22 protein-coding genes are annotated in these 22,657 nt (G+C 53.3%); 14 read left to right on the top strand and 8 right to left on the bottom strand.

Annotated features, from left to right (window positions below):
- Positions 1-492: 492 nt before the first annotated feature.
- The 3 genes from RAHAQ2_RS20805 to RAHAQ2_RS20795 all read right to left on the bottom strand — a co-directional run bounded on the left by RAHAQ2_RS20805 (position 493) and on the right by RAHAQ2_RS20795 (position 2,773).
- Positions 493-1,185, bottom strand: a complete 693-nt coding sequence (locus tag RAHAQ2_RS20805; protein ID WP_015699096.1) for a hypothetical protein — start codon at positions 1,183-1,185, stop codon at positions 493-495.
- Between the two features lie 224 nt (positions 1,186-1,409).
- On the bottom strand, positions 1,410-1,976 hold the full coding sequence (locus tag RAHAQ2_RS20800) for a DcrB family lipoprotein (protein WP_015699095.1): 567 nt from the start codon (positions 1,974-1,976) through the stop codon (positions 1,410-1,412).
- A gap of 125 nt (positions 1,977-2,101) precedes the next feature.
- Complete coding sequence (locus RAHAQ2_RS20795; RefSeq protein ID WP_015699094.1) at positions 2,102-2,773, bottom strand: 7-cyano-7-deazaguanine/7-aminomethyl-7-deazaguanine transporter; 672 nt, start codon at positions 2,771-2,773, stop codon at positions 2,102-2,104.
- A gap of 259 nt (positions 2,774-3,032) precedes the next feature.
- Between RAHAQ2_RS20795 and tusA the strand changes: the two genes are divergently transcribed.
- On the top strand, positions 3,033-3,293 hold the full coding sequence (gene tusA, locus RAHAQ2_RS20790) for a sulfurtransferase TusA (protein WP_015699093.1): 261 nt from the start codon (positions 3,033-3,035) through the stop codon (positions 3,291-3,293).
- Positions 3,294-3,311: 18 nt separating this feature from the next.
- Here tusA and RAHAQ2_RS20785 read toward each other — a convergent pair whose 3' ends face one another.
- The 4 genes from RAHAQ2_RS20785 to rsmD all read right to left on the bottom strand — a co-directional run bounded on the left by RAHAQ2_RS20785 (position 3,312) and on the right by rsmD (position 7,507).
- The gene (locus RAHAQ2_RS20785) at positions 3,312-5,666 is read right to left on the bottom strand and encodes a zinc/cadmium/mercury/lead-transporting ATPase (RefSeq protein WP_015699092.1); all 2,355 of its coding nucleotides are present in this window, start codon (positions 5,664-5,666) and stop codon (positions 3,312-3,314) included.
- Between the two features lie 112 nt (positions 5,667-5,778).
- Positions 5,779-6,405, bottom strand: coding sequence for a lysoplasmalogenase (locus tag RAHAQ2_RS20780; RefSeq protein ID WP_013577476.1), 627 nt, complete (start codon positions 6,403-6,405; stop codon positions 5,779-5,781).
- A gap of 210 nt (positions 6,406-6,615) precedes the next feature.
- Complete coding sequence (locus RAHAQ2_RS20775; protein WP_015699091.1) at positions 6,616-6,894, bottom strand: DUF1145 family protein; 279 nt, start codon at positions 6,892-6,894, stop codon at positions 6,616-6,618.
- A gap of 1 nt (position 6,895) precedes the next feature.
- Complete coding sequence (rsmD, locus tag RAHAQ2_RS20770) at positions 6,896-7,507, bottom strand: 16S rRNA (guanine(966)-N(2))-methyltransferase (protein ID WP_015699090.1); 612 nt, start codon at positions 7,505-7,507, stop codon at positions 6,896-6,898.
- 226 nt (positions 7,508-7,733) lie between these two features.
- On the opposite strand from rsmD, the gene ftsY reads away from it, so the two are divergent.
- The 4 genes from ftsY (at position 7,734) to rpoH (ending at position 12,032) form a co-directional block, all read left to right on the top strand.
- On the top strand, positions 7,734-9,206 hold the full coding sequence (gene ftsY / locus RAHAQ2_RS20765) for a signal recognition particle-docking protein FtsY (protein ID WP_015699089.1): 1,473 nt from the start codon (positions 7,734-7,736) through the stop codon (positions 9,204-9,206).
- 5 nt (positions 9,207-9,211) lie between these two features.
- Entirely contained in the window at positions 9,212-9,874 is a 663-nt protein-coding gene (gene ftsE, locus RAHAQ2_RS20760; RefSeq protein ID WP_015699088.1) for a cell division ATP-binding protein FtsE, read from the top strand.
- Complete coding sequence (ftsX, locus tag RAHAQ2_RS20755) at positions 9,874-10,854, top strand: permease-like cell division protein FtsX (protein WP_015699087.1); 981 nt, start codon at positions 9,874-9,876, stop codon at positions 10,852-10,854. Before ftsE ends, ftsX begins: the two co-directional genes overlap by 1 nt.
- Positions 10,855-11,174: 320 nt before the next feature.
- A complete protein-coding gene (gene rpoH / locus RAHAQ2_RS20750; RefSeq protein ID WP_015699086.1) occupies positions 11,175-12,032 on the top strand; it encodes an RNA polymerase sigma factor RpoH in 858 nt (285 codons plus the stop codon).
- Positions 12,033-12,113: 81 nt separating this feature from the next.
- Here the strand turns inward: rpoH and panM are convergent, their stop codons facing one another.
- Complete coding sequence (gene panM, locus RAHAQ2_RS20745; RefSeq protein WP_015699085.1) at positions 12,114-12,494, bottom strand: aspartate 1-decarboxylase autocleavage activator PanM; 381 nt, start codon at positions 12,492-12,494, stop codon at positions 12,114-12,116.
- Between the two features lie 403 nt (positions 12,495-12,897).
- Between panM and RAHAQ2_RS20740 the strand changes: the two genes are divergently transcribed.
- The 9 genes from RAHAQ2_RS20740 (at position 12,898) to ugpE (ending at position 22,651) form a co-directional block, all read left to right on the top strand.
- Positions 12,898-14,010, top strand: coding sequence for a branched-chain amino acid ABC transporter substrate-binding protein (locus tag RAHAQ2_RS20740; protein ID WP_015699084.1), 1,113 nt, complete (start codon positions 12,898-12,900; stop codon positions 14,008-14,010).
- 214 nt (positions 14,011-14,224) lie between these two features.
- Positions 14,225-15,151, top strand: coding sequence for a high-affinity branched-chain amino acid ABC transporter permease LivH (gene livH / locus RAHAQ2_RS20735; protein WP_013577467.1), 927 nt, complete (start codon positions 14,225-14,227; stop codon positions 15,149-15,151).
- Entirely contained in the window at positions 15,148-16,437 is a 1,290-nt protein-coding gene (locus RAHAQ2_RS20730) for a high-affinity branched-chain amino acid ABC transporter permease LivM (RefSeq protein ID WP_015699083.1), read from the top strand. The genes livH and RAHAQ2_RS20730 overlap by 4 nt, the downstream gene beginning before the upstream one ends.
- A complete protein-coding gene (gene livG / locus RAHAQ2_RS20725; RefSeq protein WP_013577465.1) occupies positions 16,434-17,204 on the top strand; it encodes a high-affinity branched-chain amino acid ABC transporter ATP-binding protein LivG in 771 nt (256 codons plus the stop codon). Before RAHAQ2_RS20730 ends, livG begins: the two co-directional genes overlap by 4 nt.
- 27 nt (positions 17,205-17,231) lie before the next feature.
- Positions 17,232-17,933: a high-affinity branched-chain amino acid ABC transporter ATP-binding protein LivF gene (livF, locus tag RAHAQ2_RS20720; RefSeq protein WP_015699082.1), complete on the top strand. Its 702-nt coding sequence runs from the start codon at positions 17,232-17,234 to the stop codon at positions 17,931-17,933.
- Positions 17,934-18,064: 131 nt separating this feature from the next.
- Entirely contained in the window at positions 18,065-19,252 is a 1,188-nt protein-coding gene (locus RAHAQ2_RS20715) for an aminotransferase-like domain-containing protein (RefSeq protein ID WP_015699081.1), read from the top strand.
- Positions 19,253-19,464: 212 nt separating this feature from the next.
- Entirely contained in the window at positions 19,465-20,778 is a 1,314-nt protein-coding gene (gene ugpB, locus RAHAQ2_RS20710) for a sn-glycerol-3-phosphate ABC transporter substrate-binding protein UgpB (protein ID WP_015699080.1), read from the top strand.
- A 143-nt stretch (positions 20,779-20,921) separates the two neighbouring features.
- Positions 20,922-21,809: a sn-glycerol-3-phosphate ABC transporter permease UgpA gene (ugpA, locus tag RAHAQ2_RS20705; RefSeq protein WP_015699079.1), complete on the top strand. Its 888-nt coding sequence runs from the start codon at positions 20,922-20,924 to the stop codon at positions 21,807-21,809.
- Entirely contained in the window at positions 21,806-22,651 is an 846-nt protein-coding gene (gene ugpE / locus RAHAQ2_RS20700; RefSeq protein WP_015699078.1) for a sn-glycerol-3-phosphate ABC transporter permease UgpE, read from the top strand. The genes ugpA and ugpE overlap by 4 nt, the downstream gene beginning before the upstream one ends.
- Positions 22,652-22,657 lie beyond the last annotated feature (6 nt).

Here is a 22,657-nt window from a genome sequence, read left to right as displayed (position 1 = left end):
GAACATCATTTTAGCCATTCGCGCACAAACGAACTGTGATTTATGACGGAAATGTTACATTTTTATTACAGAGGAAGGCGATTTTGTGAGCGAGGGTGACAATAAGAAACAAAAAAAGCGGAGCCTGAGCTTCGCCTGGCAGGTTCGTGACATATCAAAAGACTCACCCAATATGTGATACATTTTTATTGTGACGGATTGCAGTATGTGTCCTTCACAGAATGCCCGAAAAAACAGGTGGGTTAAATATGAATTGGGGTTGAAATATTTTATACCCTTATATAATCCGAGCGTATGAAGTTTACCTCGAGAATAAAAAAACGAAAACTAGCATCAGCAGGAAAAACACCCCAATTGACTGTATCGCGATATCAGGAAAAAAACTCGCCATAAATACACCGAAGAACACAGTTATAATTAATGGAATGTAAGTCCAGAAAAAATAATGCAGTTGATGTTTAAACCATCGCTTTAAAAAATTAATCATGATGTTCACTTTACCATATCAATTATTGTTTTGGCGACTTCATCATCTGATGTAAGATTCGTGCTAAAGGAGTGAGCTTTCATAAAAAGAGGCTCAACTAAAAAATACATCATTTCTAATTTTCGCATATATAACGCGTAGTAATATGCAGGATTCAGAACCTGCAAACGTTCCGCACTCTCTGCAGCTTCCTGTACGTATCCGTAAAAGCCTATTCCGGCAGCGGCAAGTGCGGACACCTTCCCAATTTTCTGGCTGAAGCTGGTATGAATATTGAATCCAAGGCAAATGGACATCGTTATGCCTAATGCAAATGATTGTGTCGTCAGAGAACTCGTTGATATATTTACGCTTGCTTTCATTAAGGTGCGTTGGATATAGTGTAGTTGGCTTTGGTTTCTATTTTTAATAAGTGATTCGACATAAATCTGTATCATGTCAGATATGATCCTTCTGTCTTTAATTAACTGCTGTAAAGACTCAAGGAATCGAATATCCTCTCGTTTCAGCTTTGCGCAGACATCTTGATAATTCTCCGTAAAACATGAAGTGTAATACACTAGCCTTGTTGCGCCATCCTGAATTCTGTGAGATTGATCGAGAATCTGCTCCTTAACTCCGGTAACCGCTGCATCCAACTTTTTTGCAAGTATTTCATCATTCGCCAACGTATTAATAATAAAATCACTATGGTACATAACTTATTCCTTAAGTTAATTATTCCATTTTATGATATGTGCTGGTTAAAATATATAATAATACTATCAGTTACTCTCTGTTATATACCACTGTACTTCATTGTAAATAATATAACGATATGTTTTCACCTTATAAATGAGGCGGAATGGTAAGGTTGAGTAATGGCATAAGACAAAAAAAAGCGGAGCCTGAGCTCCGCCTGATATTTTCACACGATCTGAATTTATTGAATTTTCAGTGTGCTGATAATGGCTTCTGCATCAGTCTGCGCCTGCTGCTGATTATCAGCAGGTAGAGTAATTTGCAGGGTCAGCAGATGGCTGTCGACCTTGGCCAAAACGATAGACGAATAGGCTTTCTGACCGGCAGAAGTGATCACGCTGTCGTACTGCTGCAATGTCTGGCCGTTTACCTGAATAGATTTATTGGTGACGACTTGCAGATTAGTATCGCGCGCTTTTTGCTGATCCTGTAAACGACCTGCCAGAACGTCCAGTGATTCCGGGGTGTTATCGCCCAAAATGACAATCACCGCTTTCTGGCCGGTGCTGTCGGCATACACGTGCATATTATTTGCCTGAGTACCCAGTTTACCGCTCTGGTCGCTCATTCCCTGCGGCAGGGAGAAGGTGACCTTACCGTCCAGCAGGCTGACCGGCGCGGTGGTTGCCGTCGCTGCGGCCGCTGGCGCGCCTTTATCTGCGGCTGGTGCATCGGTCGACTTACCGTCACACGCAGCCAGACCGGCGATCAGCACTGCCATTCCCATCATTTTCGCGATATTACGCATCGGGCTTCCTTAAGTGGCCTGTTCATCAGGCTTACATGTTGACTTAACAGCCTTTATGGCAACCTATTCACGCCACAAATGCAAGTCAGATTATGGCGCGATTTGTGTCTTACCCGTGACCGGTTTTAATGCGCGCTGATGGCGGAATGCGGGCTGGTCCCTTGTGCTGATAAACGCTTAAGCAACATATTGAGCAGCATGCCGTACATTGGCAGGAAGAACACCAGACAGATCAGCACCTTGAACGTGTAATCCACCATCGCGATTTCCACCCAGTGCTGTGCCATAAAGGCATCGCTGCTTTTGTAGAAAGCGATAAAAAAGAAGGACAGCGTATCGCTGATATTGCCGAGGAACATCGAGGCGACCGGAGCTATCCACCAGCGGCGGTTCTGGCGCAGGCGGTTAAACACGTGAACGTCGAGAATTTGCCCCAGCACATAGGCCATAAAACTGGCGGTGGCGATACGGGCGACCATGATATTCAGGCTGTTGAGCGCTTCCACGCCCTGCCATTGCGCTTCAAAGAATAACGCCGAGATGGCATAGGAAATGGCCAGCGCAGGCACCATCACGGACAAAATGATCCGTCGTGCGAGCGGTGCGCCAAAGATACGGACGGTCAGATCGGTGGCCAGGAAAATAAACGGGAAAGTGAACGCGCCCCAGGTGGTATGAAAACCAAAGATGGAAACGGGCAACTGAACCAGATAGTTACTGGAGGTGATGATGGCGATGTGGAATAGCGAAAGCCATATCAGCGCGGAAAACCGCTGCTGAGCAGTAAAAGAGTACATACATGTGACCTTTTTAGTTGATTGGGGTGAGGGAACCCAAATAAATACCCTGCGTTCTTGAAACCGCAGGGGCGTTAGCTGTTTGCGGCGCGCATAGTACCTGTTTGCGCACCGTTTGCGCAACAGATCCAACGGTTAATTTTAGCGCAAAGAGCCGTGTGTGTTGCGCCAGAAAACCAGCGGGTTAAACTATTCGTCTAGGCCAGTCAACCGCGCACAAAAATTTTGAAAAGCGCGCCCGAAGATGTTGAGAAACGAAATGACCGATCCCTTTATTCATCCTGACCATCAGCTTGATGCGCTGGGTTTGCGCTGCCCGGAACCTGTGATGATGGTTCGCAAAGCGGTTCGCACCATGAACGACGGCGAAACGCTGTTGATTATCGCTGATGATCCGGCAACGACCCGCGATATTCCCGGTTTCTGCCGTTTTATGGAACATACGCTGTTAGCGTCGGATACCGAAAATCAGCCGTATCGTTATTTGATCTGCAAAGGTCTGGTGGAAAAACAGGGCTGATGGCTCAGCCCGCAGTATTTATTTCGATTTATTGCGCAACAGCCTCAGCGCATTAGCGGTCACCAGCGCCGTTGCGCCGGAATCCGCCAGCACCGCCAGCCACAATCCGGTCAGCCCCATCAGCGTGGTGACCAGAAAAATGGCTTTCAGCCCCAGCGCAATCGTGATGTTCTGACGGATATTCGCCCGCGTGGCACGCGAAAGACTGATCATCTGCGCCAGGCCGTTCAGGCGGTTATGCGTCAGTGCCGCATCCGCTGTTTCCAGCGCGACATCCGTTCCGCTTCCCATCGCAATACCGATAGTCGCGGCTTTCATGGCAGGCGCATCGTTAATGCCGTCACCGACCATGGCCACCGGTTTCTGCGCATTCAGCGCGGTGACCGCCGTGACTTTATCCGCAGGCAGTAAGCCCGCGCGGAAATCAATGCCCAGCCGGTCAGCGATGGTTTTCGCTGCGCGTGGATTGTCACCGGTCAGCATCACCGCGGATACGCCGAGCGCTTTAAGTTTCTGCAACGCTTCCGCTGCGTCATCCCGCAGGCGATCCTGCATGGCAATCAGCCCGATCGCATTTTCATCCTGCAACACCACCACCACGGTTTTTCCGCTGGATTCCCAGTCAGTAATTTGCCCAAGGGTTTCAGTTGTCAGGCTGTTTTGAGCCACACTTTTCGGTGCCAGCACCTGAATTTTACGGCCTGACACCACACCTTCTACGCCGGAACCGGCCAGTGCACGGCGATCCTGCGCCGTGAGCGGTAGCGGATTACTGGCTTTTGCACGGGCCAAAATCGCCTGTGCCAGCGGGTGATGCGAACCTTCTTCCACCGCAGATGCCAGACTTAATACTTCGCCTTCGCTGGCGCCGTTCAGCGGTAAAATGTCGGTGACTTCAGGTTTGCCTTCGGTCAGCGTCCCGGTTTTATCCAGCGCCACAGTTTGAATCAGCGCCAGTTGTTCAAGCGCTGCGCCGCCTTTGATTAATGCGCCCTGACGCGTGGCCGCTGCCAGCCCGGACGTAATCGCGGCGGGTGTGGAAATCACCAGTGCGCACGGGCAGCCAATCAGCAACAGCGTCAGCCCGCGGTAAATCCAGGTTTCCCACGAAAGTCCCATCGCCAGCGGGGGAATGACAATCACCAGCAACGACATCAGCATAATGACCGGCGTGTAATAGCGGCTGAAAGTATCGAGGAAACGCTCGATCGGCGCACGGCGTTCATCGGCTTCTTCAATCAGTTGCAGGATGCGGTCAATGGCGCTGTTGCCCGGTGCGGAAGCCACTTCGAGACGCGCCAGCCGGTCAACGCACAGGCTGCCCGCTGGCACTTTTTCACCGGGCAGATGATCCACCGGTACTGATTCGCCGGTCAGCGCGCTTTCGTCGAAACTGGCGGCGCTTTGTAAAACGGCGTCGGCAGGCAGTCGTGCACCTGCCGCGATTTCAATGATATCGCCGGGGCGCAAACTGCTGACCTGCACGGTTTCAGGTTTGCCATTCACAATGCGGATAGCGGCATCCGGGATCAGCGCCATCAGCGCTTTTACCCCGCTGCGTGCCCGGCTGGATGCAAAAGCCTCGAGGCGTTCGCCCACCATAAACAGCAGCAGAACCATGGCGGCCTCGGCTGTGGCTCCGATAAACAGTGCGCCGATGGCGGCGATACTCATCAACGTTTCGATGGCGAATGGCGAACCGGCGCGGGTCTGGCGAATCGCCTGGCGCAGTACCGGCCACAGTCCGACCAGTGTCGTGGCGATAAACGCGATTTTACCCATTTGCGGGTTGAAATGATCGAGCACCCAGCTCAGCAGCATCAGCGCCGACAGGGCAATCAGCGGAAGCGCTTCCTGCAAACGGGAAGGTTCGGCGGCGGGTTTTTCCTGCGGTTTGTCGAGCGATTGCAGGGTAAAACCTGCGGCGGTAACGGCATTTTGCACGTTTTGGGTGATGTCAAAACCCGCATCAATCACCAGCTTTTCAGTCGCGAACAGCACTTTAGCGTGGCTGATGCCATCAATGCCGGAAACGGCCTTTTCAATTTTTCGGGCACAGGCAGGGCAGTCCATACCTTGTACTTTCCAGCTGTATTGCTGACTGCCGGAAAGCGGTGAGACGGGTTCGTCTTCGCCCGGCGAGCCTTCGGCGTTGCCGTTGTCCGATGTGTGTGAGTGCTCACCTGTTTTTGGCGCACAGCAACTGTCTGTGCTGGCGCAGGCGGAAACCGCCAGCGTGGCTTTTTCGCTACAGCAGCCCGCCGGATGTGTGCCGGGCTGCGCAATAGCGCCAATTTTGTTGATGCGCAGTGCAGGCGCACGTTTGCCCTGACATCCGCAGTTACAGCCGTTGTTTTTTTGCAGTGGGATCATAAAGCCTCCGGTTCAACACCGAGTGGAATTACCCCCAGTGTAAACGTTGGAGTTAGCTCTAAGGTCAACAAGTATTTTATCAGCGGAACCAGAACGGTTCCGCTGAGGGAGGTTACAGGTATAACGATCTGACGATCAGGAAGTGCCCGCCGAAATAACAGGCGGCAACCAGCGCGTCGGCGGCGCGGAAAGTAAAGCGGTAACGGCTGAGCAGCCAGAAGATATTGCCCAGCAGTAACAGCGCCGCGCCGCAGAATAACGAAAACGCCATGTCGGTACTGCGTGCGAAATACTGTTCGCCCGCCAGCCAGACCATCAGCAGGGTCATGGCGATGTAAGTCGTTACCGGCCATCGCAGTTCCGCCAGCCGGGTCCAGATCACCGCGAGAAGTATCGCCCCGATGATCAGCAACGTCAGCGGCAGCGGCCAGAAGAAGGTAATGGTCATCTGACTGGCGAAACTCAGCGTATACAACAGATGCGACAGGAAAAAAGCGCCGATAGCGTACATAAAGCGTTCTTCAGGCAGCAGTAACAGGCTGTCAGCCACCAGCGTCGCCGCCAGACCCAGTAAGATCAGATAGCTGTAAACGTTGAGTGTCGGTGCCTGCCAGGCCAGTAAAAGTAGCAATAATAGTGTGACGGGTTTAAAGACCCAGCGCTGCCAGCGCGGGCCGCGATAGCTGGCGTCAACGAATAACCAGCCGGAGAAGAATACAGCGAGGAATGGCCAACTCATTGTTTATCCTTTTATATTTCAGAACAGAACATAAAACCGATGTCAGGGTCTGCCTTCAGGAAAACACATCCTGTTTTCCCGGACTTGCTTTCAGTGTAGGAGAGAGAGCATAGCGGCGACAATCAGAAATCCCCGTAACGGCGGGTCTGATGAACGTTGGTTTAGGATAGGGATGAATTTACGGCGCAGGGCGCGCCGTAAAAGCGGGGATTACTTTTTGGACGGCAGCGGCGGCTGTTTTTTCTGCCACGCCATCAGTTCGAATACGCCGAACAGGAAGATGCGGGTTTGCAGCCACGGGCCGATGGTGTCCTTTTCCTTGCCCTGTGTGGCTTTAAGCAGCATCACCTGCAGGCCGTGCATAAAGAACATGAATACAATCGCCACGTCTAAAAAGTATTTGATCGGTTTCGGGAACGGGTGGATCAGGTTAAACGCCAGAAATCCCCAAATACATAACATCAACAACCGACCAATATTGATCAACATCTTACTGCTCCTGTTCTGGTGAGCCGCTTTCAGGCATCACATCGCGATGGTAGAGGCGATAGGCAACTTGTCCGGCGACTTTCTCACGGTGTAACCGCCAGCTGGCAGGCACATCGAGAGTGTTGTGCTCGGCTTCTGTTTCGACATAAATCCAGGCTTCGTCAGCCAGCCACTGGTTTTGCTCCAGCAGGTTCAGCGTGTCTTGCAGAATGCCTTTACGGAAAGGCGGATCGAGGAAAACTACGTCAAAGGCACTTCCGGCTTTTGCCAGCCAGTTCAGGGCATTGACGTTAAATACTTTCGCATCACCGGCGTTTAGCAGCGCCAGGTTTTTCTCTAACTGTTGCGCAACCGGACGCTCAAACTCAAGCAGTGTCGCGCTGGCCGCATAGCGGGACAAGGCTTCCAGACCGAGTGCGCCGCTGCCTGCAAAACAGTCCAGACAATGTGCGCCCTGTAAAACCGGCGCCAGCCAGTTGAACAGCGTTTCACGTACGCGATCGGTGGTCGGGCGCAGCCCCGGGCTGTGTGGAACCGGAAGTTTGCGTCCGCGCCATTGTCCGCCAATAATTCGGATCTGGCCTGCGGCGGGCGTGTTGGGTTTCTTTGCCATAGTTCGCTTGTGTCATCCGAAGCCGTCAGGCTTCGTTACCTATCGTTTGGAGGGCTATTCTACCGGTGTGCGGGCAATGGGCAAATGTTTAACATTGTCGATTGAAAAACCAGCGGAATTCAATACACGGGCGTGTTGCCTGATGGGGAAAGTGATAGACTGCCTGACCATAACCCTATTAATAATCCGTTCGCCAGTCATTAACGGCGAGGAGTGAAGTTGTAAAATGGCAAAAGATAAAAAACGCGGTTTCTTCTCCTGGTTCGGTCGTGGCCGTCAGGAAGAAGAGCAGCAGAAAGAAGAGACACGCGACGAGCAGCCGGTGGTCGAAGAACAACTGACGGAAGCCCCCGGTGTCCCGGTTGAACGTGAGCCTGTGGTTGAACCTGAGGTACAGTCAGAACCGACACCGGCGCCGGAAGTCGAACCTGAACCACAAGTCGAGCCCGCGCCGCAAATCGAACCAGAACCTGAAATTGAGCCGGAGCCGCTGACAGAGCCTGAGCCGCAGGCCGAACCGGTCCGCGAGCAGGCCGCCGTCGAACTGGCAGAAGACATTGTTCATATCACCGAACAGGTGGCCGCGCAGTCTGAGATTGTTGAAGAAGACATCGTTGAAGACGAGTTTGTTGAATCTGCGGAAGAAATTGCCGAAGACCAGCGTCAGGATACTATTGATTCTGTTGATGATTCCGTGGCTGAAGATGAGCCGCTGCCTGTCGCACTCGATCCTCTCGTCGTCCTGCCTGCCGGTGAAACCGAGCAGGAACGCCCGACGAAAGAAGGTTTCTTTGCCCGCCTGAAACGCAGCCTGGTCAAAACGAAGCAGAATCTGGGCTCCGGTTTTGTTGGCCTGTTCCGTGGTAAGAAAATCGACGACGATCTCTTCGAAGAGCTGGAAGAACAGTTGTTGATCGCCGACGTTGGCGTTGAAACTACCCGCAAAATTATCACTTCACTGACTGAACATGCCTCACGTAAGCAACTGAAAGACGCCGATGCGCTGTACGGCAAGCTGAAGGAAGAAATGTCCGAAATACTGTCGAAAGTTGACGAGCCACTGGATGTCAGCGGGAAAACCCCGTATGTCATTCTGATGGTGGGCGTCAATGGCGTCGGTAAAACCACCACCATCGGTAAAATGGCGCGTCAGTTTGAAGCCCAGGGTAAATCTGTGATGCTGGCGGCAGGGGATACTTTCCGCGCCGCAGCCGTTGAACAGTTGCAGGTCTGGGGGCAACGCAACAAAATCCCGGTGATCGCGCAGCATACCGGTGCCGATTCCGCGTCCGTTATCTTCGATGCCATTCAGGCGGCGAAAGCCCGTAATATCGACGTGCTGATCGCCGATACCGCAGGCCGTCTGCAAAACAAAGCGCACCTGATGGAAGAGCTGAAGAAAATCGTCCGCGTGATGAAGAAGCTCGACGAAGATGCACCGCATGAAGTTATGCTGACGCTCGACGCCAGCACCGGCCAGAATGCGGTCAGTCAGGCCAAATTATTCAACGAAGCCGTCGGGCTGACCGGGATAACGCTGACTAAACTGGATGGCACCGCGAAAGGCGGCGTGATCTTTGCCATCGCTGATCAGTTCAGCATTCCGATCCGCTACATTGGTGTCGGTGAAGGTATTGAAGATTTAAGGCCTTTTAAGGCAGACGATTTTATTGAGGCACTTTTTGCCCGAGAGGATTAATACGGATGATTCGCTTTGAACAGGTCAGTAAAGCTTATCTGGGCGGACGACAGGCGCTTCAGGGCGTCAACTTTCACATCCAGCAAGCAGAAATGGCATTTCTGACCGGACACTCTGGCGCGGGTAAAAGTACCCTGCTGAAGCTGATTTGCGGCATTGAGCGCCCGAGTGCCGGACACATTTTGTTTGGCGGTCATGATATCAGCCGCCTGAAATCCAGTGAAGTGCCGTTCCTGCGTCGACAGATCGGCATGATCTTTCAGGATCACCATCTGCTGATGGATCGTACCGTCTATGACAACGTGGCAATGCCGCTGATCATATCCGGTGCCAGCAGTGAAGATATTCGCCGCCGCGTGTCGGCTGCGCTGGATAAAGTGGGATTACTGGATAAAGCCAGGAACCTGCCGATCCAGCTTTCCGGCGGTGAACAACAGCGTGTGGGTATTGCCCGCGCAGTGGTGAACAAGCCTGCGGTGCTGCTGGCGGATGAACCGACCGGTAACCTTGACGGCGAATTGTCGGAAGGGATTTTGCGTTTATTCGAAGAATTTAACCGTGTCGGCGTCACCGTTCTGATGGCGACGCATGACGTGGGTCTGATTGCCCGTCGTAATTACCGCACGCTGACGCTGAGTCAGGGGCGTATGTCGGGAGGGGTGTACTAATGGCGAACAGTCCGAACCCGGCGAAAACCGCCAAAAGTGCCCGTGCCGCGAAAAGTAAGGCGTTGCAGGGCGGATGGCGCGAACAGTGGCGCTATGCGTGGATGAATGCGCTGGCTGACATGCTGCGCCAGCCGCTGGCGACGCTGCTCACGGTGATGGTCATTGCGATTTCTCTGACGCTGCCGAGCATCTGTTATCTGGTGTGGAAAAACGTCAGTACGGCGGCTGAACAGTGGTATCCGACGCCACAGCTTACCGTTTATCTCGACAAAGCACTGAATGACGACGCGGCGGAAAACGTGGTGAAAACCCTGAAAACCGAAGCGGGCGTCGATAAGGTTAATTATCTGTCCCGCGAAGAAGCGATGGGTGAATTCCGCAACTGGTCAGGCTTTGGCGGCGCAATGGATATGCTGGAGCAAAACCCGTTGCCGGCGGTGGCGATCATCACCCCTAAAATGAATTTCCAGGATTCCGCGACACTTAACACCTTGCGTGACCGGGTGGCGGCTGTGCATGGCGTGGATGAAGTGCGTATGGATGACAGCTGGTTTGCCCGTCTTGCGGCGCTGACCGGTCTGGTGGGGCAGATTGCGGCGATGATAGGCATTCTGATGGTGATCGCCGTCTTCCTGGTCATTGGTAACAGTGTGCGACTGAGTATCTTCAGCCGACGCGACACCATCAACGTCATGAAGCTTATCGGTGCGACCGATGGCTTCATCTTGCGGCCGTTCCTCAACGGTGGCGCAATGCTCGGTTTCACCGGTGCATTGTTATCACTCATCCTCTCGGAAGTGCTGGTGTTGCGGCTTGAGAGCGTGGTGACGCAGGTCGCGCAAGTCTTCGGTACCACCTTTGACCTGCACGGTCTGGGCTGGGACGAAAGCCTGTTGTTGCTGATCGTATCCGCAATGATTGGCTGGATTGCCGCCTGGCTGGCAACGGTTCAACATTTACGGCGATTTACACCACAGTAGTCAGAATTTGCTATAATGTCCCCCTGCTGCTCAGTAATTGTGCCTCAGGGGGAAGTTGTTTCCGGCCAGTCGGCCACATCCTTTTCCTGCTTTCCCCGCAATGGCACAAATTCACTATCCAATAGTCAGTCTGTCACTTAGAGTCTTCAGACTGTTGAATCTTTCCGTGAACTTTATGTAAAATTCGTGGTCGTAGAGCAGCGAATATGAAGGGCTCGGCGTTGCTTTGTTGTCGCCTTTAAGGCCAGCAACAATGTCGCGGTATCATCCCGCAGCAACGTGGTATAAAACCTGCATTACGTCATACTTGAGAGGCTTTAATGACCAAAGAAATGCGCACTTTAGCATTAGTACCCCAAGGTAGCCTGGAAGCCTATGTTCGGGCAGCCAATGCCTATCCTATGCTTACCGCAGAGGAAGAACGGGCGCTGGCTGAACGGCTGCATTACAACGGTGACCTGGAAGCAGCGAAAGAGCTGATCCTGTCTCACCTGCGCTTTGTTGCTCACATTGCCCGCAACTATTCAGGCTACGGTTTGCCACAGGCAGACCTTATCCAGGAAGGGAACATCGGCCTGATGAAAGCGGTACGTCGCTTTAATCCGGAAGTCGGTGTGCGTCTGGTATCCTTTGCCGTGCATTGGATCAAAGCAGAAATTCACGAATATGTGCTGCGTAACTGGCGCATCGTGAAAGTCGCTACCACCAAAGCGCAGCGTAAGCTGTTCTTCAACCTGCGTAAAAACAAACAGCGTCTGGGCTGGTTCAGCCACGACGAAGTCGAGCACGTCGCCCGCGAACTGGGTGTGACCAGCAAAGATGTGCTGGAAATGGAATCACGCATGGCCGCACAGGACATGACGTTTGATCCGACGCCGGATGATGAACCACGCGACGGCGCAGCGATGGCACCGATGTTGTATCTGCAAGATAAAAGTTCCGACTTTGCAGAAACCATCGAAGAAGATAACTGGGATCAGGACGCGACCGATAAACTTTCCTATGCAATGGAAGGTCTGGACGAACGCAGCCAGGATATCATCCGCGCACGCTGGTTAGACGATGATAACAAATCGACCCTGCAGGAACTGGCCGACAAATACGGTGTTTCCGCAGAACGTGTTCGTCAGCTGGAAAAGAATGCGATGAAAAAATTGCGTATGGCGATCGAAGCCTGATCCTATTCTGCGCAGCAACGAAAAAAGCGACCTCCGCGGTCGCTTTTTTTATGCCTGAAATTCAGCGGTCACGCGCCGTGCTCAGGATTTTTTCCAGACATTGCCTTCACGCGTAAAACCGCATGTCTGCATAAATGCTGCGGTGACGGCGTCATCATCCGCTTTCATCGTCCAGCTCTTCACCTGCGGCAGTTGTGCCTGCAAGTCTTCTATCAGATATAGTCCGACTCCGCGACGGCGGGTCACTTCCCGCACCCGCAGGTCATGCAGTTCACCCTGATTGCCGTCGAGCGTGATTTTCACTGCACCCAGAATACGTTCATTAAACACCGCCGCAAACAGCGCACGGTTGTTTTGCAGGCTGGCTTGCCAGTCGCTTTCAGTTTGCTCCGGCCAGATTTTTGCCAGGCAGATAAGGTCCTGCGCGCTGAGTGACGTCAGTTTTTTGATAGTTAATTTCATGATGCGGAAGGTCAGAAAATAGGAACGCCAGTGTAGCGGATCCTTCTGAAAATCGGGCGTAACTTTTTTTGTACAGTAACAGCGCGAAAACTTTTTTAGAGATCCCGGTATAAGCGATAAATGTTGGCTTTAATCAATAATGCCAGCGTTAACGACTGATTGTCTGAAACGGAACCGATTTTCCATCCAAATAAAATTCTGTTTACACCTCATATTTCTGACTGTGCCATTTGATTTGCAGAAGAAAATTCCTGTTTAATGATATGAATTATAAAGTCTTATTAGAAAATAAGACGAAATAAGCCGGTAACTCGTTATTACTTATACTAAATTTCCTAAGTGATGATGTTTTGAACAGGCAACAAAGAGCAAACCACAACACACACATGAACGGGGTAATCGGATGAAAGTAACAAAGGGTAAGATCTGGCTGGCAGGGTGTATTGCCTTAGCAATGAGTCAGGCGGCGTTCGCAAAAGACATCAAAGTCGCCATTGTCGGTGCTATGTCAGGTCCGGTCGCCCAGTACGGTGACATGGAATTTACGGGTGCAAAACAAGCCATCGCTGACATCAACGCTAAAGGTGGCGTGAAGGGCGACAAACTGGTTGGCGTGGAATATGACGATGCCTGTGATCCGAAACAAGCCGTTGCCGTTGCCAACAAAGTGATTAACGACGGTATCCGTTATGTTATCGGTCACCTGTGTTCTTCTTCCACTCAGCCTGCTTCTGACATCTACGAAGATGAAGGCGTGCTGATGATCACCCCGGCGGCCACCAACGCCGATCTGACCACCCGTGGTTATAAAATGGTGATGCGTACCACCGGTCTGGATTCCGATCAGGGCCCGACCGCCGCGAAATACATCCTCGACACCATCAAACCAAAACGTATTGCCGTAGTGCATGACAAACAGCAATACGGCGAAGGCCTGGCCCGTTCCGTGCAGGATGCGCTGAAAAAAGGCGGCGGCAACGTGGTGCTGTTTGAAGGCGTGACCGCAGGTGACAAAGACTTCTCCACACTGGTGGCGCGTCTGAAGAAAGAAAACGTCGACTTTGTGTATTTCGGCGGCTACTACCCGGAAATGGGGCAGATCCTGCGTCAGTCAAAACAAGCCGGTCTGGCAGCCAAATTCATGGGCCCGGAAGGCGTAGGCAACTCCTCACTGTCTAACATTGCCGGTGATGCGTCTGAAGGCATGCTGGTGACCCTGCCAAAACGTTACGATCAGGTGCCGGCTAACCAGCCAATCGTTGATGCGCTGAAAGCCAAGAAACTGGATCCAACCGGTCCGTTCGTCTGGACGACTTACGCCGCATTGCAGGCGCTGACCACCGGTATGGAACGCAGCGGCAGCATGGAACCGGCTGATATCGCCAAAAACCTGAAATCAGCGTCAGTGGATACCGTCATGGGCCCGCTGAGCTGGGATGCAAAAGGTGACCTGAAAGGATTCGAATTCGGTATTTTCGAGTGGCATAAAGACGGCACGTCTACCCCAATCAAATAATGGTCTTAACACCTCTCGCTGCGAAGAGAGAGGTATTCACCGTTCTGCTCCCTCCCCTGCGAAGGGGAGGGTTGGGGCGGGGTATTAATCGCGAATCAAAGACTTGAAGTGTGCTTTAGCTTTAGTTTTGCCATTAATACCCCCTCCCGGCCTCCCCCTTCGCAGGGGGAGGAGCTATGCAAGTCTTCAAACCCTTGATTAATAAGGATAGGGTATGTCAGAGCAGTTCCTCTATTTCATTCAGCAGATGTTCAACGGTGTCACGTTGGGCAGCACTTATGCGCTGATTGCCATTGGTTACACCATGGTTTACGGCATTATCGGCATGATCAACTTCGCCCACGGCGAGGTGTATATGATCGGCAGTTATGTCTCCTTTATCGTTATCGCCGCCCTGATGATGATGGGTATCGACGCCAGCTGGTTGCTGATCGGTGCCGGTTTCATCGCGGCGATTGTGATTTCCAGTGCGTACGGCTGGAGTATTGAACGTGTGGCATATAAGCCGGTGCGTAACTCCAAACGTCTGATTGCACTGATTTCTGCCATCGGGATGTCAATTTTTCTGCAAAACTACGTCAGTCTCACCCAGGGCTCACGCGATCTCGCCTTACCGAGTCTGGTGACAGGCCAGTGGAAACTGGGTGAAACCAACGGCTTTGCGGCGACCATCAGCACCATGCAGTTGATTATCTGGGTCGTCACGTTTGTCGCGATGCTGGCGCTGACGTTGTTCATCCGTTATTCCCGCATGGGCCGCGCCTGTCGTGCCTGCGCGGAAGATCTCAAAATGGCCAGCCTGCTGGGCATCAGCACTGACCGCGTGATCTCGCTGACCTTCGTCATTGGCGCATTAATGGCGGCCGTGGCAGGCGTTCTGCTCGGCCAGTTCTATGGCGTAATCAACCCGTATATCGGCTTTATGGCCGGGATGAAAGCCTTCACCGCCGCAGTTTTGGGCGGGATTGGCAGTATTCCGGGCGCGATGATCGGCGGCCTGATTTTAGGCGTGGCCGAAGCGCTGACCTCGGCGTATCTGAGCACCGAATACAAAGACGTGGTTTCCTTCGCGCTGCTGATCGTGGTGTTGCTGGTGCTGCCGACCGGTATTCTTGGCCGTCCGGAGGTTGAGAAAGTATGAAGCGCCTGAATCTGTTAAATGCGCTGGTCTCCGCTTTCGTCCTGCTGGTGCTGGCGGCGTTCATCATGGGATTGCAACTGAGCCTCGACGGCACAAAACTGGTGGTTAACGGCGCCGGTGAAGTGCGCTGGACGTGGATTGCCATCGGTTGTGCGATCGTCTTCGTGTTCCAGTTGTTCCGCCCGATGGTCAGCAGCAGCCTGAAAAAAGTCTCGGGTCCGGGCTGGGTTTTACCCAGCTTTGATGGTTCGACGCCGAAACAAAAATTGCTGGCGCTGGTACTGATCATCGCCGCTATCGCCTGGCCGTTTATCGTCTCGCGCGGCACGGTGGATATCGCCACGCTGACGCTCATCTACATCATGCTGGGTCTCGGTCTGAACGTGGTGGTCGGGTTGTCCGGTCTGCTGGTACTGGGCTACGGCGGCTTTTACGCCATCGGCGCTTACACTTACGCGCTGCTCAATCACTACTACGGCATTGGTTTCTGGGAAGCCTTACCGCTGGCCGGTCTGGTATCGGCAGCCTTTGGCTTCCTGCTTGGATTCCCGGTTCTGCGATTGCGCGGAGATTATCTGGCGATCGTCACGCTGGGCTTTGGGGAAATCGTCCGTATCCTGCTGCTCAATAATACCGAACTGACCGGCGGCCCGAACGGCATCAGCCAGATCCCGAAACCGACGCTCTTCGGGCTGGAGTTCAGCCGGACGCCGCGCGACGGCGGCTGGGATACCTTCAGCAACTTCTTTAATGTGACGTACGACCCAGGCGACCGCATCATCTTCCTGTACATGGTGGCGCTGCTGCTGGTGATCGCAACTTTGTTCATCATCAACCGTTTGCTGCGTATGCCGCTGGGGCGCGCGTGGGAAGCGCTGCGTGAAGATGAGATTGCCTGCCGCTCACTGGGCCTGAACCCGACCCGTATTAAACTGACTGCATTCACCATCAGCGCTGCGTTTGCCGGTTTTGCCGGTACGCTGTTTGCGGCGCGTCAGGGCTTTGTCAGCCCGGAATCCTTCACCTTTGCGGAATCCGCGTTCGTGCTGGCTATCGTGGTGCTCGGCGGGATGGGCTCGCAGTTTGCGGTGATTCTGGCGGCGATTCTGCTGGTGGTGTCCCGTGAGCTGATGCGTGATCTCAACGAATACAGCATGTTATTGCTCGGGGCGTTAATGGTGCTGATGATGATCTGGCGTCCGCAAGGCTTGCTGCCGATGAAGCGACCGCAACTGAAACTGAAGCTGTCTAAGCAACAAATCGCGGATCAGGGGGAAAAGGCATGAGTACGCAACCTCTGTTAGCGGTTGAAGGGCTGATGATGCGTTTTGGCGGCCTGCTGGCGGTCAACAACGTGGCGCTGAACCTCAATCAGGGCGAAATTGTTTCCCTGATCGGCCCGAACGGTGCCGGTAAAACCACGGTATTTAACTGTCTGACCGGTTTCTACAAACCGAGCGGTGGCACCATTAAACTGCGTGATCAGCATCTTGAAGGATTACCGGGGCAGAAAATTGCCCGCATGGGCGTGGTGCGTACTTTCCAGCACGTGCGCCTGTTCCGCGAGATGACCGTGATCGAAAACCTGCTGGTCGCACAGCATCAGCACCTGAAAAGCGGCGTGCTGGCGGGCCTGTTCAAAACGCCGGGCTTTCGTCGTGCCGAAGCGGATGCGCTCGATCGCGCAGCCGACTGGCTGGAACGTGTCGGACTGCTCGAACTGGCAAACCGTCAGGCGGGTAATCTGGCTTACGGTCAGCAACGCCGTCTGGAAATTGTCCGCTGCATGGTCACGCGTCCGGAAATCCTGATGCTCGACGAACCGGCTGCTGGCCTGAACCCGCGAGAAACCGAAGAGCTGAACCAGCTGATCGCTGAATTGCGTAACCAGCACAACGTGTCGGTGCTGCTGATTGAGCACGACATGAAACTGGTGATGGGCATTTCTGACCGTATCTATGTGGTGAATCAGGGAACGCCGCTGGCGCAGGGCACACCGGCTGAAATTCGTAATAATCCTGACGTGATCCGCGCCTATTTAGGCGAAGGTTAATGGGCGAAGTCTAAGGGACAGAACAAGATGTTGTCATTTAATCAGGTATCCGCCCATTACGGCAAAATTCAGGCGCTGCATGAAGTCAGTCTGAATATTAATAAAGGGGAAATCGTCACGCTGATCGGCGCGAACGGCGCGGGTAAAACCACGCTGCTCGGCAGTTTATGTGGCGAACCGCGTGCGACGAACGGCTCCATTATTTTCGAAGGAAAAGACATCACGCAGTGGCAGACCGCCAAAATCATGCGCGGCGACATTGCGATTGTGCCGGAAGGCCGCCGCGTATTTTCACGCATGACGGTGGAAGAAAATCTGGCGATGGGCGGTTTTTTTGCCACACGCGATCAGTATCAGGAACGGCTGGAGCGTGTGTTTACGCTGTTCCCGCGCCTGAAAGAGCGTCGCGTGCAGCGTTCAGGCACCATGTCCGGCGGTGAGCAACAGATGCTGGCGATTGGCCGTGCGCTGATGAGCCAGCCACGTTTGCTGCTGCTTGATGAACCGTCGCTGGGTCTGGCGCCGATCATCATCCAGCAGATTTTCGACACCATCCAGCAACTGCGCGAAGAGGGCATGACCATCTTCCTGGTCGAGCAAAACGCCAATCAGGCGCTGAAACTGGCCGATCGCGGTTACGTTCTGGAAAACGGTCACGTGGTGCTGGAAGATACCGGTGCGGCATTGCTGGCGAACGAAGCCGTGCGTGCGGCCTATCTCGGCGCTTAAATTGGCTTCGGATTTTAAAAAACTGTGTTAAATCTGACAAACCGCACGGCAAGCGCTTTGCGGTTTTTATTTTGTCTATAAATTAACATCGCTTACATTCGTATAACTTTGCACATCATCAGGAACATGTCATGAACACAGAAGGTTTACTCGCCGCCCGTATGGTCAGGCTTAAAAGTTCGGCCATCCGGGAATTGCTGAAACACAGCAAGATGGAAGGCGTTATTTCGCTGGCGGGTGGTATTCCTTCTTCGGCGCTTTTTGATTTCGACGGCCTGCGTGAAGCCACGCAACTGGCTATCACTGAACAGCCGGAACACGCTTTTCAGTATGGTCTGACCGAAGGCAGTTATACGCTGCGTGAGCGTATTGCTGAGCTTTGTCAGGAACGTGGCGTGGTCGCCAGCCCGGATGATATCGTGGTCACCGCAGGCTCCCAGCAGGCGCTGGATCTGGTGATGCGTGCGGTCGTCAATCCGGATGATATTTTTGTGGTTGAACGCCCGACGTATCTGGCGGCGTTACAGACGCTGGAACTGGCGGAAGCCAGGCTGTTGTCCGTCGGTTCTGACGGCGATGGCATGATTGTTGATGAGCTGGCGGAGCTGCTGAAAACGCAGAAAATCAAAGGGGTGTATCTGGTTCCAACTTTCGGAAACCCGAGCGGCGTGACCCTGAGCCGTGCCCGTCGTGAACAGTTAGTAAAACTGGCAGCACAGTATGAATTCCTGATTGTGGAAGATGACCCGTACGGCGAACTGCGTTTCACCGACGAACGCCAGCCGACGCTGTTTGAGCTGTCGAAAGCACTGTTCGGTCACGCGGATAACATCATCTATACCTCGACATTTTCCAAAATCCTGGCACCGGGCCTGCGTCTGGGCTGGGTGATTATGCCTGACTGGTTGCTGCATAAAGTCGCCATCATCAAACAGGCGGCGGATCTGCATGCCAGCGCGTTGTCGCAGACCATTGCGGAATATTATCTCGGTCTGGGCCGTCTGCCGAAACAGATCGAAACCATCCGTGCGGCGTATAAAAACAAATGTCAGATCATGGCCGGATTGCTGGAGCGCGAGCTGGGTGACGTGCTGACGTTTGAATATCCGAAAGGCGGCATGTTCCTGTGGGCGCGCTTCCGCGAGCCGCGTAACTGCGCTGAGTGGATGAAAAAGACGCTTGAGCAGGGCGTGGTGTTTGTACCGGGTGAATTCTTCTATGCCGATAATCCGGATCACTCGACCTTCCGTTTGTCATTCGCCACCGCGACCGAAGAGCAAATGCATGAGGCCGTTGCCCGTCTGAAACGCGCGCTGTAATTCCTCTTTTTCGTCTTCCCTGAGGCGCATCGTTAACCCGATGCGCCTTATTTTTTGCCATCTGTCCGTCATCTGCATTTAACGCTGTTGTAACTTCATTGTCATTTAATGTTTATTTTTCTGTCACTTAACCATGTCATTTTACCTCCCGACTCTACCCGGCATACTTCAGGCTGCACTTGCAGCACACCAGCAGAATTCAGGAGACAGGCATGTTCATCAACCTCAAAAAAACGGTCATCGGCACCGCGCTGACGCTGGCTGTCAGCGCCAATGCATTCGCTGTGACAGAAATTCCTTTCTGGCACTCAATGGACGGCGAATTAGGCAAAGAAGTGAACTCGCTGGCTGACCGTTTTAACCAGACGCATCCTGATGTCAAAATCGTGCCGGTCTATAAGGGTAAATACGACGAAAGCCTGGCGGCCGGTATCGCCGCGTACCGCACGGGTAATGCGCCTGCGATTTTGCAGGTTTACGAAGTAGGCACCGCGACCATGATGGCCAGCAAAGCCATCAAACCGGTTTACGAAGTGTTCAGCGAGGCAGGGATTAAAGAAGACGTTTCGCAGTTCGTGCCGACTGTTTCCGGCTATTACTCCGATTCCAAAGGCCGCCTGCTGTCGCAGCCTTTCAACAGCTCCACACCGGTGCTGTATTACAACAAAGATGCTTTCAAAAAAGCCGGTCTGAATCCGGATCAGCCACCGAAAACCTGGCAGGACATGGCCGTGTACACCGCGAAATTACGTGAAGCCGGCATGAAATGTGGCTACGCCAGCGGCTGGCAGGGTTGGATCCAGATCGAGAACTTCAGCGCCTGGCATAGTTTGCCGATCGCCACCAAAAATAACGGTTTCGATGGCAGCGATGCGGTTCTGGAATTCAACAAACCCGAACAAATCAAACACATCCAGATGCTGCAAGACATGAACAAGAAGGGTGATTTCACCTATTTTGGTCGTAAAGACGAATCTACCGCTAAGTTCTACAACGGTGATTGCGCGATGACCACTGCATCTTCCGGCTCCCTGGCGGATATCCGTCAGTATTCCAAATTCAACTATGGCGTAGGCATGATGCCTTACGACGCAGACATCAAAGGCGCGCCGCAAAACGCCATCATCGGCGGTGCCAGCCTGTGGGTGATGAACGGCAAAGACAAAGACACCTACAAAGGCGTTGCCGAATTCCTGCAATACCTGACCACGCCGGAAATCGCAGCCGAATGGCATCAGAAAACCGGTTATCTGCCGGTGACGACTGCCGCGTATGAGCTGACCAAAAAACAAGGCTTCTATGAGAAGAACCCGGGCTCTGACGTCGCCACCCGCCAGATGCTGAACAAACCGCCATTGCCGTTCACCAAAGGTCTGCGTCTGGGCAACATGCCTCAGATCCGTACCGTCGTGGATGAAGAACTGGAAAGCGTATGGAGCGGCAAGAAAACGGCGAAAGAAGCACTGGATACCGCTGTTCAGCGCGGGAATTTGTTACTCCGTCGCTTCGAAGCTTCAACGAAGTAATCCAGTTTTGCTCCCTCCCCTGCGAAGGGGAGGGCTGGGGTGGGGTATCAAAGACAACTCAGTCGCTTGCCAAACCCCCTCCCAACCTCCCCCTTCGCAGGGGGAGGAGCCAAACCTGTCATTGCATTAACGAGTAATCCATCATGAGTTCACACCGTCCCGGTTTTGGTTGCAGCTGGTTGCCCTACGCGCTGGTGCTGCCGCAACTGCTGATCACCGCGATATTTTTCCTGTGGCCTGCGGGTCAGGCGCTGTGGTATTCGGTGCAGACGCTGGATCCGTTCGGCTTGTCGAGTACGTTTGCCGGGCTGACTAACTTCACGCAGCTTTTTCAGGACTCGTACTATCTCGATTCTTTCTACACCACGTTGAAATTCAGCTTTATGGTGGCGTTTATCGGGCTGGCGGTTTCGCTGTTTTTCGCGGCGCTGGTCGATCATGTTGTGCGCGGCAGCCGGATTTATCAGACGCTGATGATCCTGCCATACGCCGTTGCGCCCGCTGTTGCCGCCGTATTGTGGATGTTCCTGTTCAGCCCCGGTCTCGGTCTGATTACTCATTTCTTAGGCTCGATAGGCTACAACTGGAACCACGCGCAAAACAGCGGTCAGGCGATGTTCCTGGTGGTGCTGGCATCGGTCTGGAAGCAGGTCAGCTACAACTTCCTGTTCTTCCTGGCGGCGTTGCAGTCGATCCCTAAATCACTGGTGGAAGCGGCGGCTATCGATGGTGCAGGCCCGGTTCGCCGTTTCTTCAATCTGGTGTTACCGCTGATTTCACCGGTCAGTTTCTTCCTGCTGGTGGTCAATCTGGTGTACGCCTTCTTTGATACCTTCCCGGTCATTGATGCCGCGACGGCCGGTGGCCCGGTGCAGGCGACCACCACTCTGATTTACAAAGTGTACCGCGAAGGTTTCTCCGGTCTGGACTTGTCCAGTTCTGCCGCGCAGTCCGTGATTCTGATGCTGCTGGTTTGCGGCCTGACGTTCATTCAGTTCCGCTTTGTCGAGCGTAAGGTGCGTTATCAATGATTGAAAACCGCAGAGGGCTGGATATCTTCAGCCACATCATGCTGCTGCTCGGCGTGCTGGTGATCCTCTTTCCGTTGTACGTCGCGTTTGTGGCAGCCTCGCTGGACAACAAACAAATTTTTGACGTGCCGATGACGCTGATCCCGGGCACGCATTTATGGGAAAACATCAGCACCATCTGGACGCAGGGCGCAGGTAACAGCAGTCCGGCATTCGGGCGGATGCTGATTAATAGCTTCATCATGGCGATGGTGATCACCGTCGGTAAGATTTCGGTATCAATGCTGTCGGCCTACGCCATTGTCTATTTCCGTTTCCCGCTGCGTAACCTGTTTTTCTGGCTGATTTTTATGACGCTGATGCTGCCGGTGGAAGTGCGTATTTTCCCGACCGTGCAGGTGATCGCCAATCTGCATATGCTCGACAGCTACACCGGCCTGACGCTGCCGCTGATGGCGTCTGCTACCGCGACCTTCCTGTTCCGTCAGTTCTTTATGACCCTGCCCGATGAATTGCTGGAAGCGGCGCGTATCGACGGTGCGGGCGCGATGCGCTTCTTCTGGGATATCGTGTTGCCGCTGTCAAAAACCAATCTTGCCGCGCTGTTCGTCATCACCTTCATCTATGGCTGGAACCAGTATTTGTGGCCGATCCTGATCACCAGCGATGCCTCGATGGGCACGGCGGTGGCGGGGATTAAAAGCATGATTTCTTCCGGCGACGGCTCGACCCAATGGAATCAGGTGATGGCGGCCATGATCCTGACCTTATTGCCACCGCTGGCGGTGGTGCTCCTGATGCAGCGCTGGTTTGTGCGCGGCCTGGTAGACAGTGAGAAGTAAACTGAA

Source organism: Rahnella aquatilis CIP 78.65 = ATCC 33071 (assembly GCF_000241955.1).
Taxonomy (GTDB): Bacteria; Pseudomonadota; Gammaproteobacteria; order Enterobacterales; family Enterobacteriaceae; genus Rahnella; species Rahnella aquatilis.
This window is presented reverse-complemented; position numbering and strand designations above follow the sequence as displayed.

Excerpts from the sequence above, each read along its gene's own strand:
- RAHAQ2_RS20715 (WP_015699081.1), top strand. The coding sequence starts at position 18,065 with ATGAACACAGAAGGTTTACTCGCCGCCCGTATGGTCAGGCTTAAAAGT.
- RAHAQ2_RS20780 (WP_013577476.1), bottom strand. The coding sequence starts at position 6,405 with ATGAGTTGGCCATTCCTCGCTGTATTCTTCTCCGGCTGGTTATTCGTT.
- tusA (WP_015699093.1), top strand. The coding sequence starts at position 3,033 with ATGACCGATCCCTTTATTCATCCTGACCATCAGCTTGATGCGCTGGGT.
- RAHAQ2_RS20800 (WP_015699095.1), bottom strand. The coding sequence starts at position 1,976 with ATGCGTAATATCGCGAAAATGATGGGAATGGCAGTGCTGATCGCCGGT.
- ftsY (WP_015699089.1), top strand. The coding sequence starts at position 7,734 with ATGGCAAAAGATAAAAAACGCGGTTTCTTCTCCTGGTTCGGTCGTGGC.
- RAHAQ2_RS20785 (WP_015699092.1), bottom strand. The coding sequence starts at position 5,666 with ATGATCCCACTGCAAAAAAACAACGGCTGTAACTGCGGATGTCAGGGC.
- ugpA (WP_015699079.1), top strand. The coding sequence starts at position 20,922 with ATGAGTTCACACCGTCCCGGTTTTGGTTGCAGCTGGTTGCCCTACGCG.
- RAHAQ2_RS20740 (WP_015699084.1), top strand. The coding sequence starts at position 12,898 with ATGAAAGTAACAAAGGGTAAGATCTGGCTGGCAGGGTGTATTGCCTTA.
- RAHAQ2_RS20805 (WP_015699096.1), bottom strand. The coding sequence starts at position 1,185 with ATGTACCATAGTGATTTTATTATTAATACGTTGGCGAATGATGAAATA.
- livH (WP_013577467.1), top strand. The coding sequence starts at position 14,225 with ATGTCAGAGCAGTTCCTCTATTTCATTCAGCAGATGTTCAACGGTGTC.
- panM (WP_015699085.1), bottom strand. The coding sequence starts at position 12,494 with ATGAAATTAACTATCAAAAAACTGACGTCACTCAGCGCGCAGGACCTT.
- ugpE (WP_015699078.1), top strand. The coding sequence starts at position 21,806 with ATGATTGAAAACCGCAGAGGGCTGGATATCTTCAGCCACATCATGCTG.
- livG (WP_013577465.1), top strand. The coding sequence starts at position 16,434 with ATGAGTACGCAACCTCTGTTAGCGGTTGAAGGGCTGATGATGCGTTTT.
- ftsE (WP_015699088.1), top strand. The coding sequence starts at position 9,212 with ATGATTCGCTTTGAACAGGTCAGTAAAGCTTATCTGGGCGGACGACAG.
- RAHAQ2_RS20795 (WP_015699094.1), bottom strand. The coding sequence starts at position 2,773 with ATGTACTCTTTTACTGCTCAGCAGCGGTTTTCCGCGCTGATATGGCTT.
- livF (WP_015699082.1), top strand. The coding sequence starts at position 17,232 with ATGTTGTCATTTAATCAGGTATCCGCCCATTACGGCAAAATTCAGGCG.
- rpoH (WP_015699086.1), top strand. The coding sequence starts at position 11,175 with ATGACCAAAGAAATGCGCACTTTAGCATTAGTACCCCAAGGTAGCCTG.
- RAHAQ2_RS20730 (WP_015699083.1), top strand. The coding sequence starts at position 15,148 with ATGAAGCGCCTGAATCTGTTAAATGCGCTGGTCTCCGCTTTCGTCCTG.
- ugpB (WP_015699080.1), top strand. The coding sequence starts at position 19,465 with ATGTTCATCAACCTCAAAAAAACGGTCATCGGCACCGCGCTGACGCTG.
- RAHAQ2_RS20775 (WP_015699091.1), bottom strand. The coding sequence starts at position 6,894 with ATGTTGATCAATATTGGTCGGTTGTTGATGTTATGTATTTGGGGATTT.
- ftsX (WP_015699087.1), top strand. The coding sequence starts at position 9,874 with ATGGCGAACAGTCCGAACCCGGCGAAAACCGCCAAAAGTGCCCGTGCC.
- rsmD (WP_015699090.1), bottom strand. The coding sequence starts at position 7,507 with ATGGCAAAGAAACCCAACACGCCCGCCGCAGGCCAGATCCGAATTATT.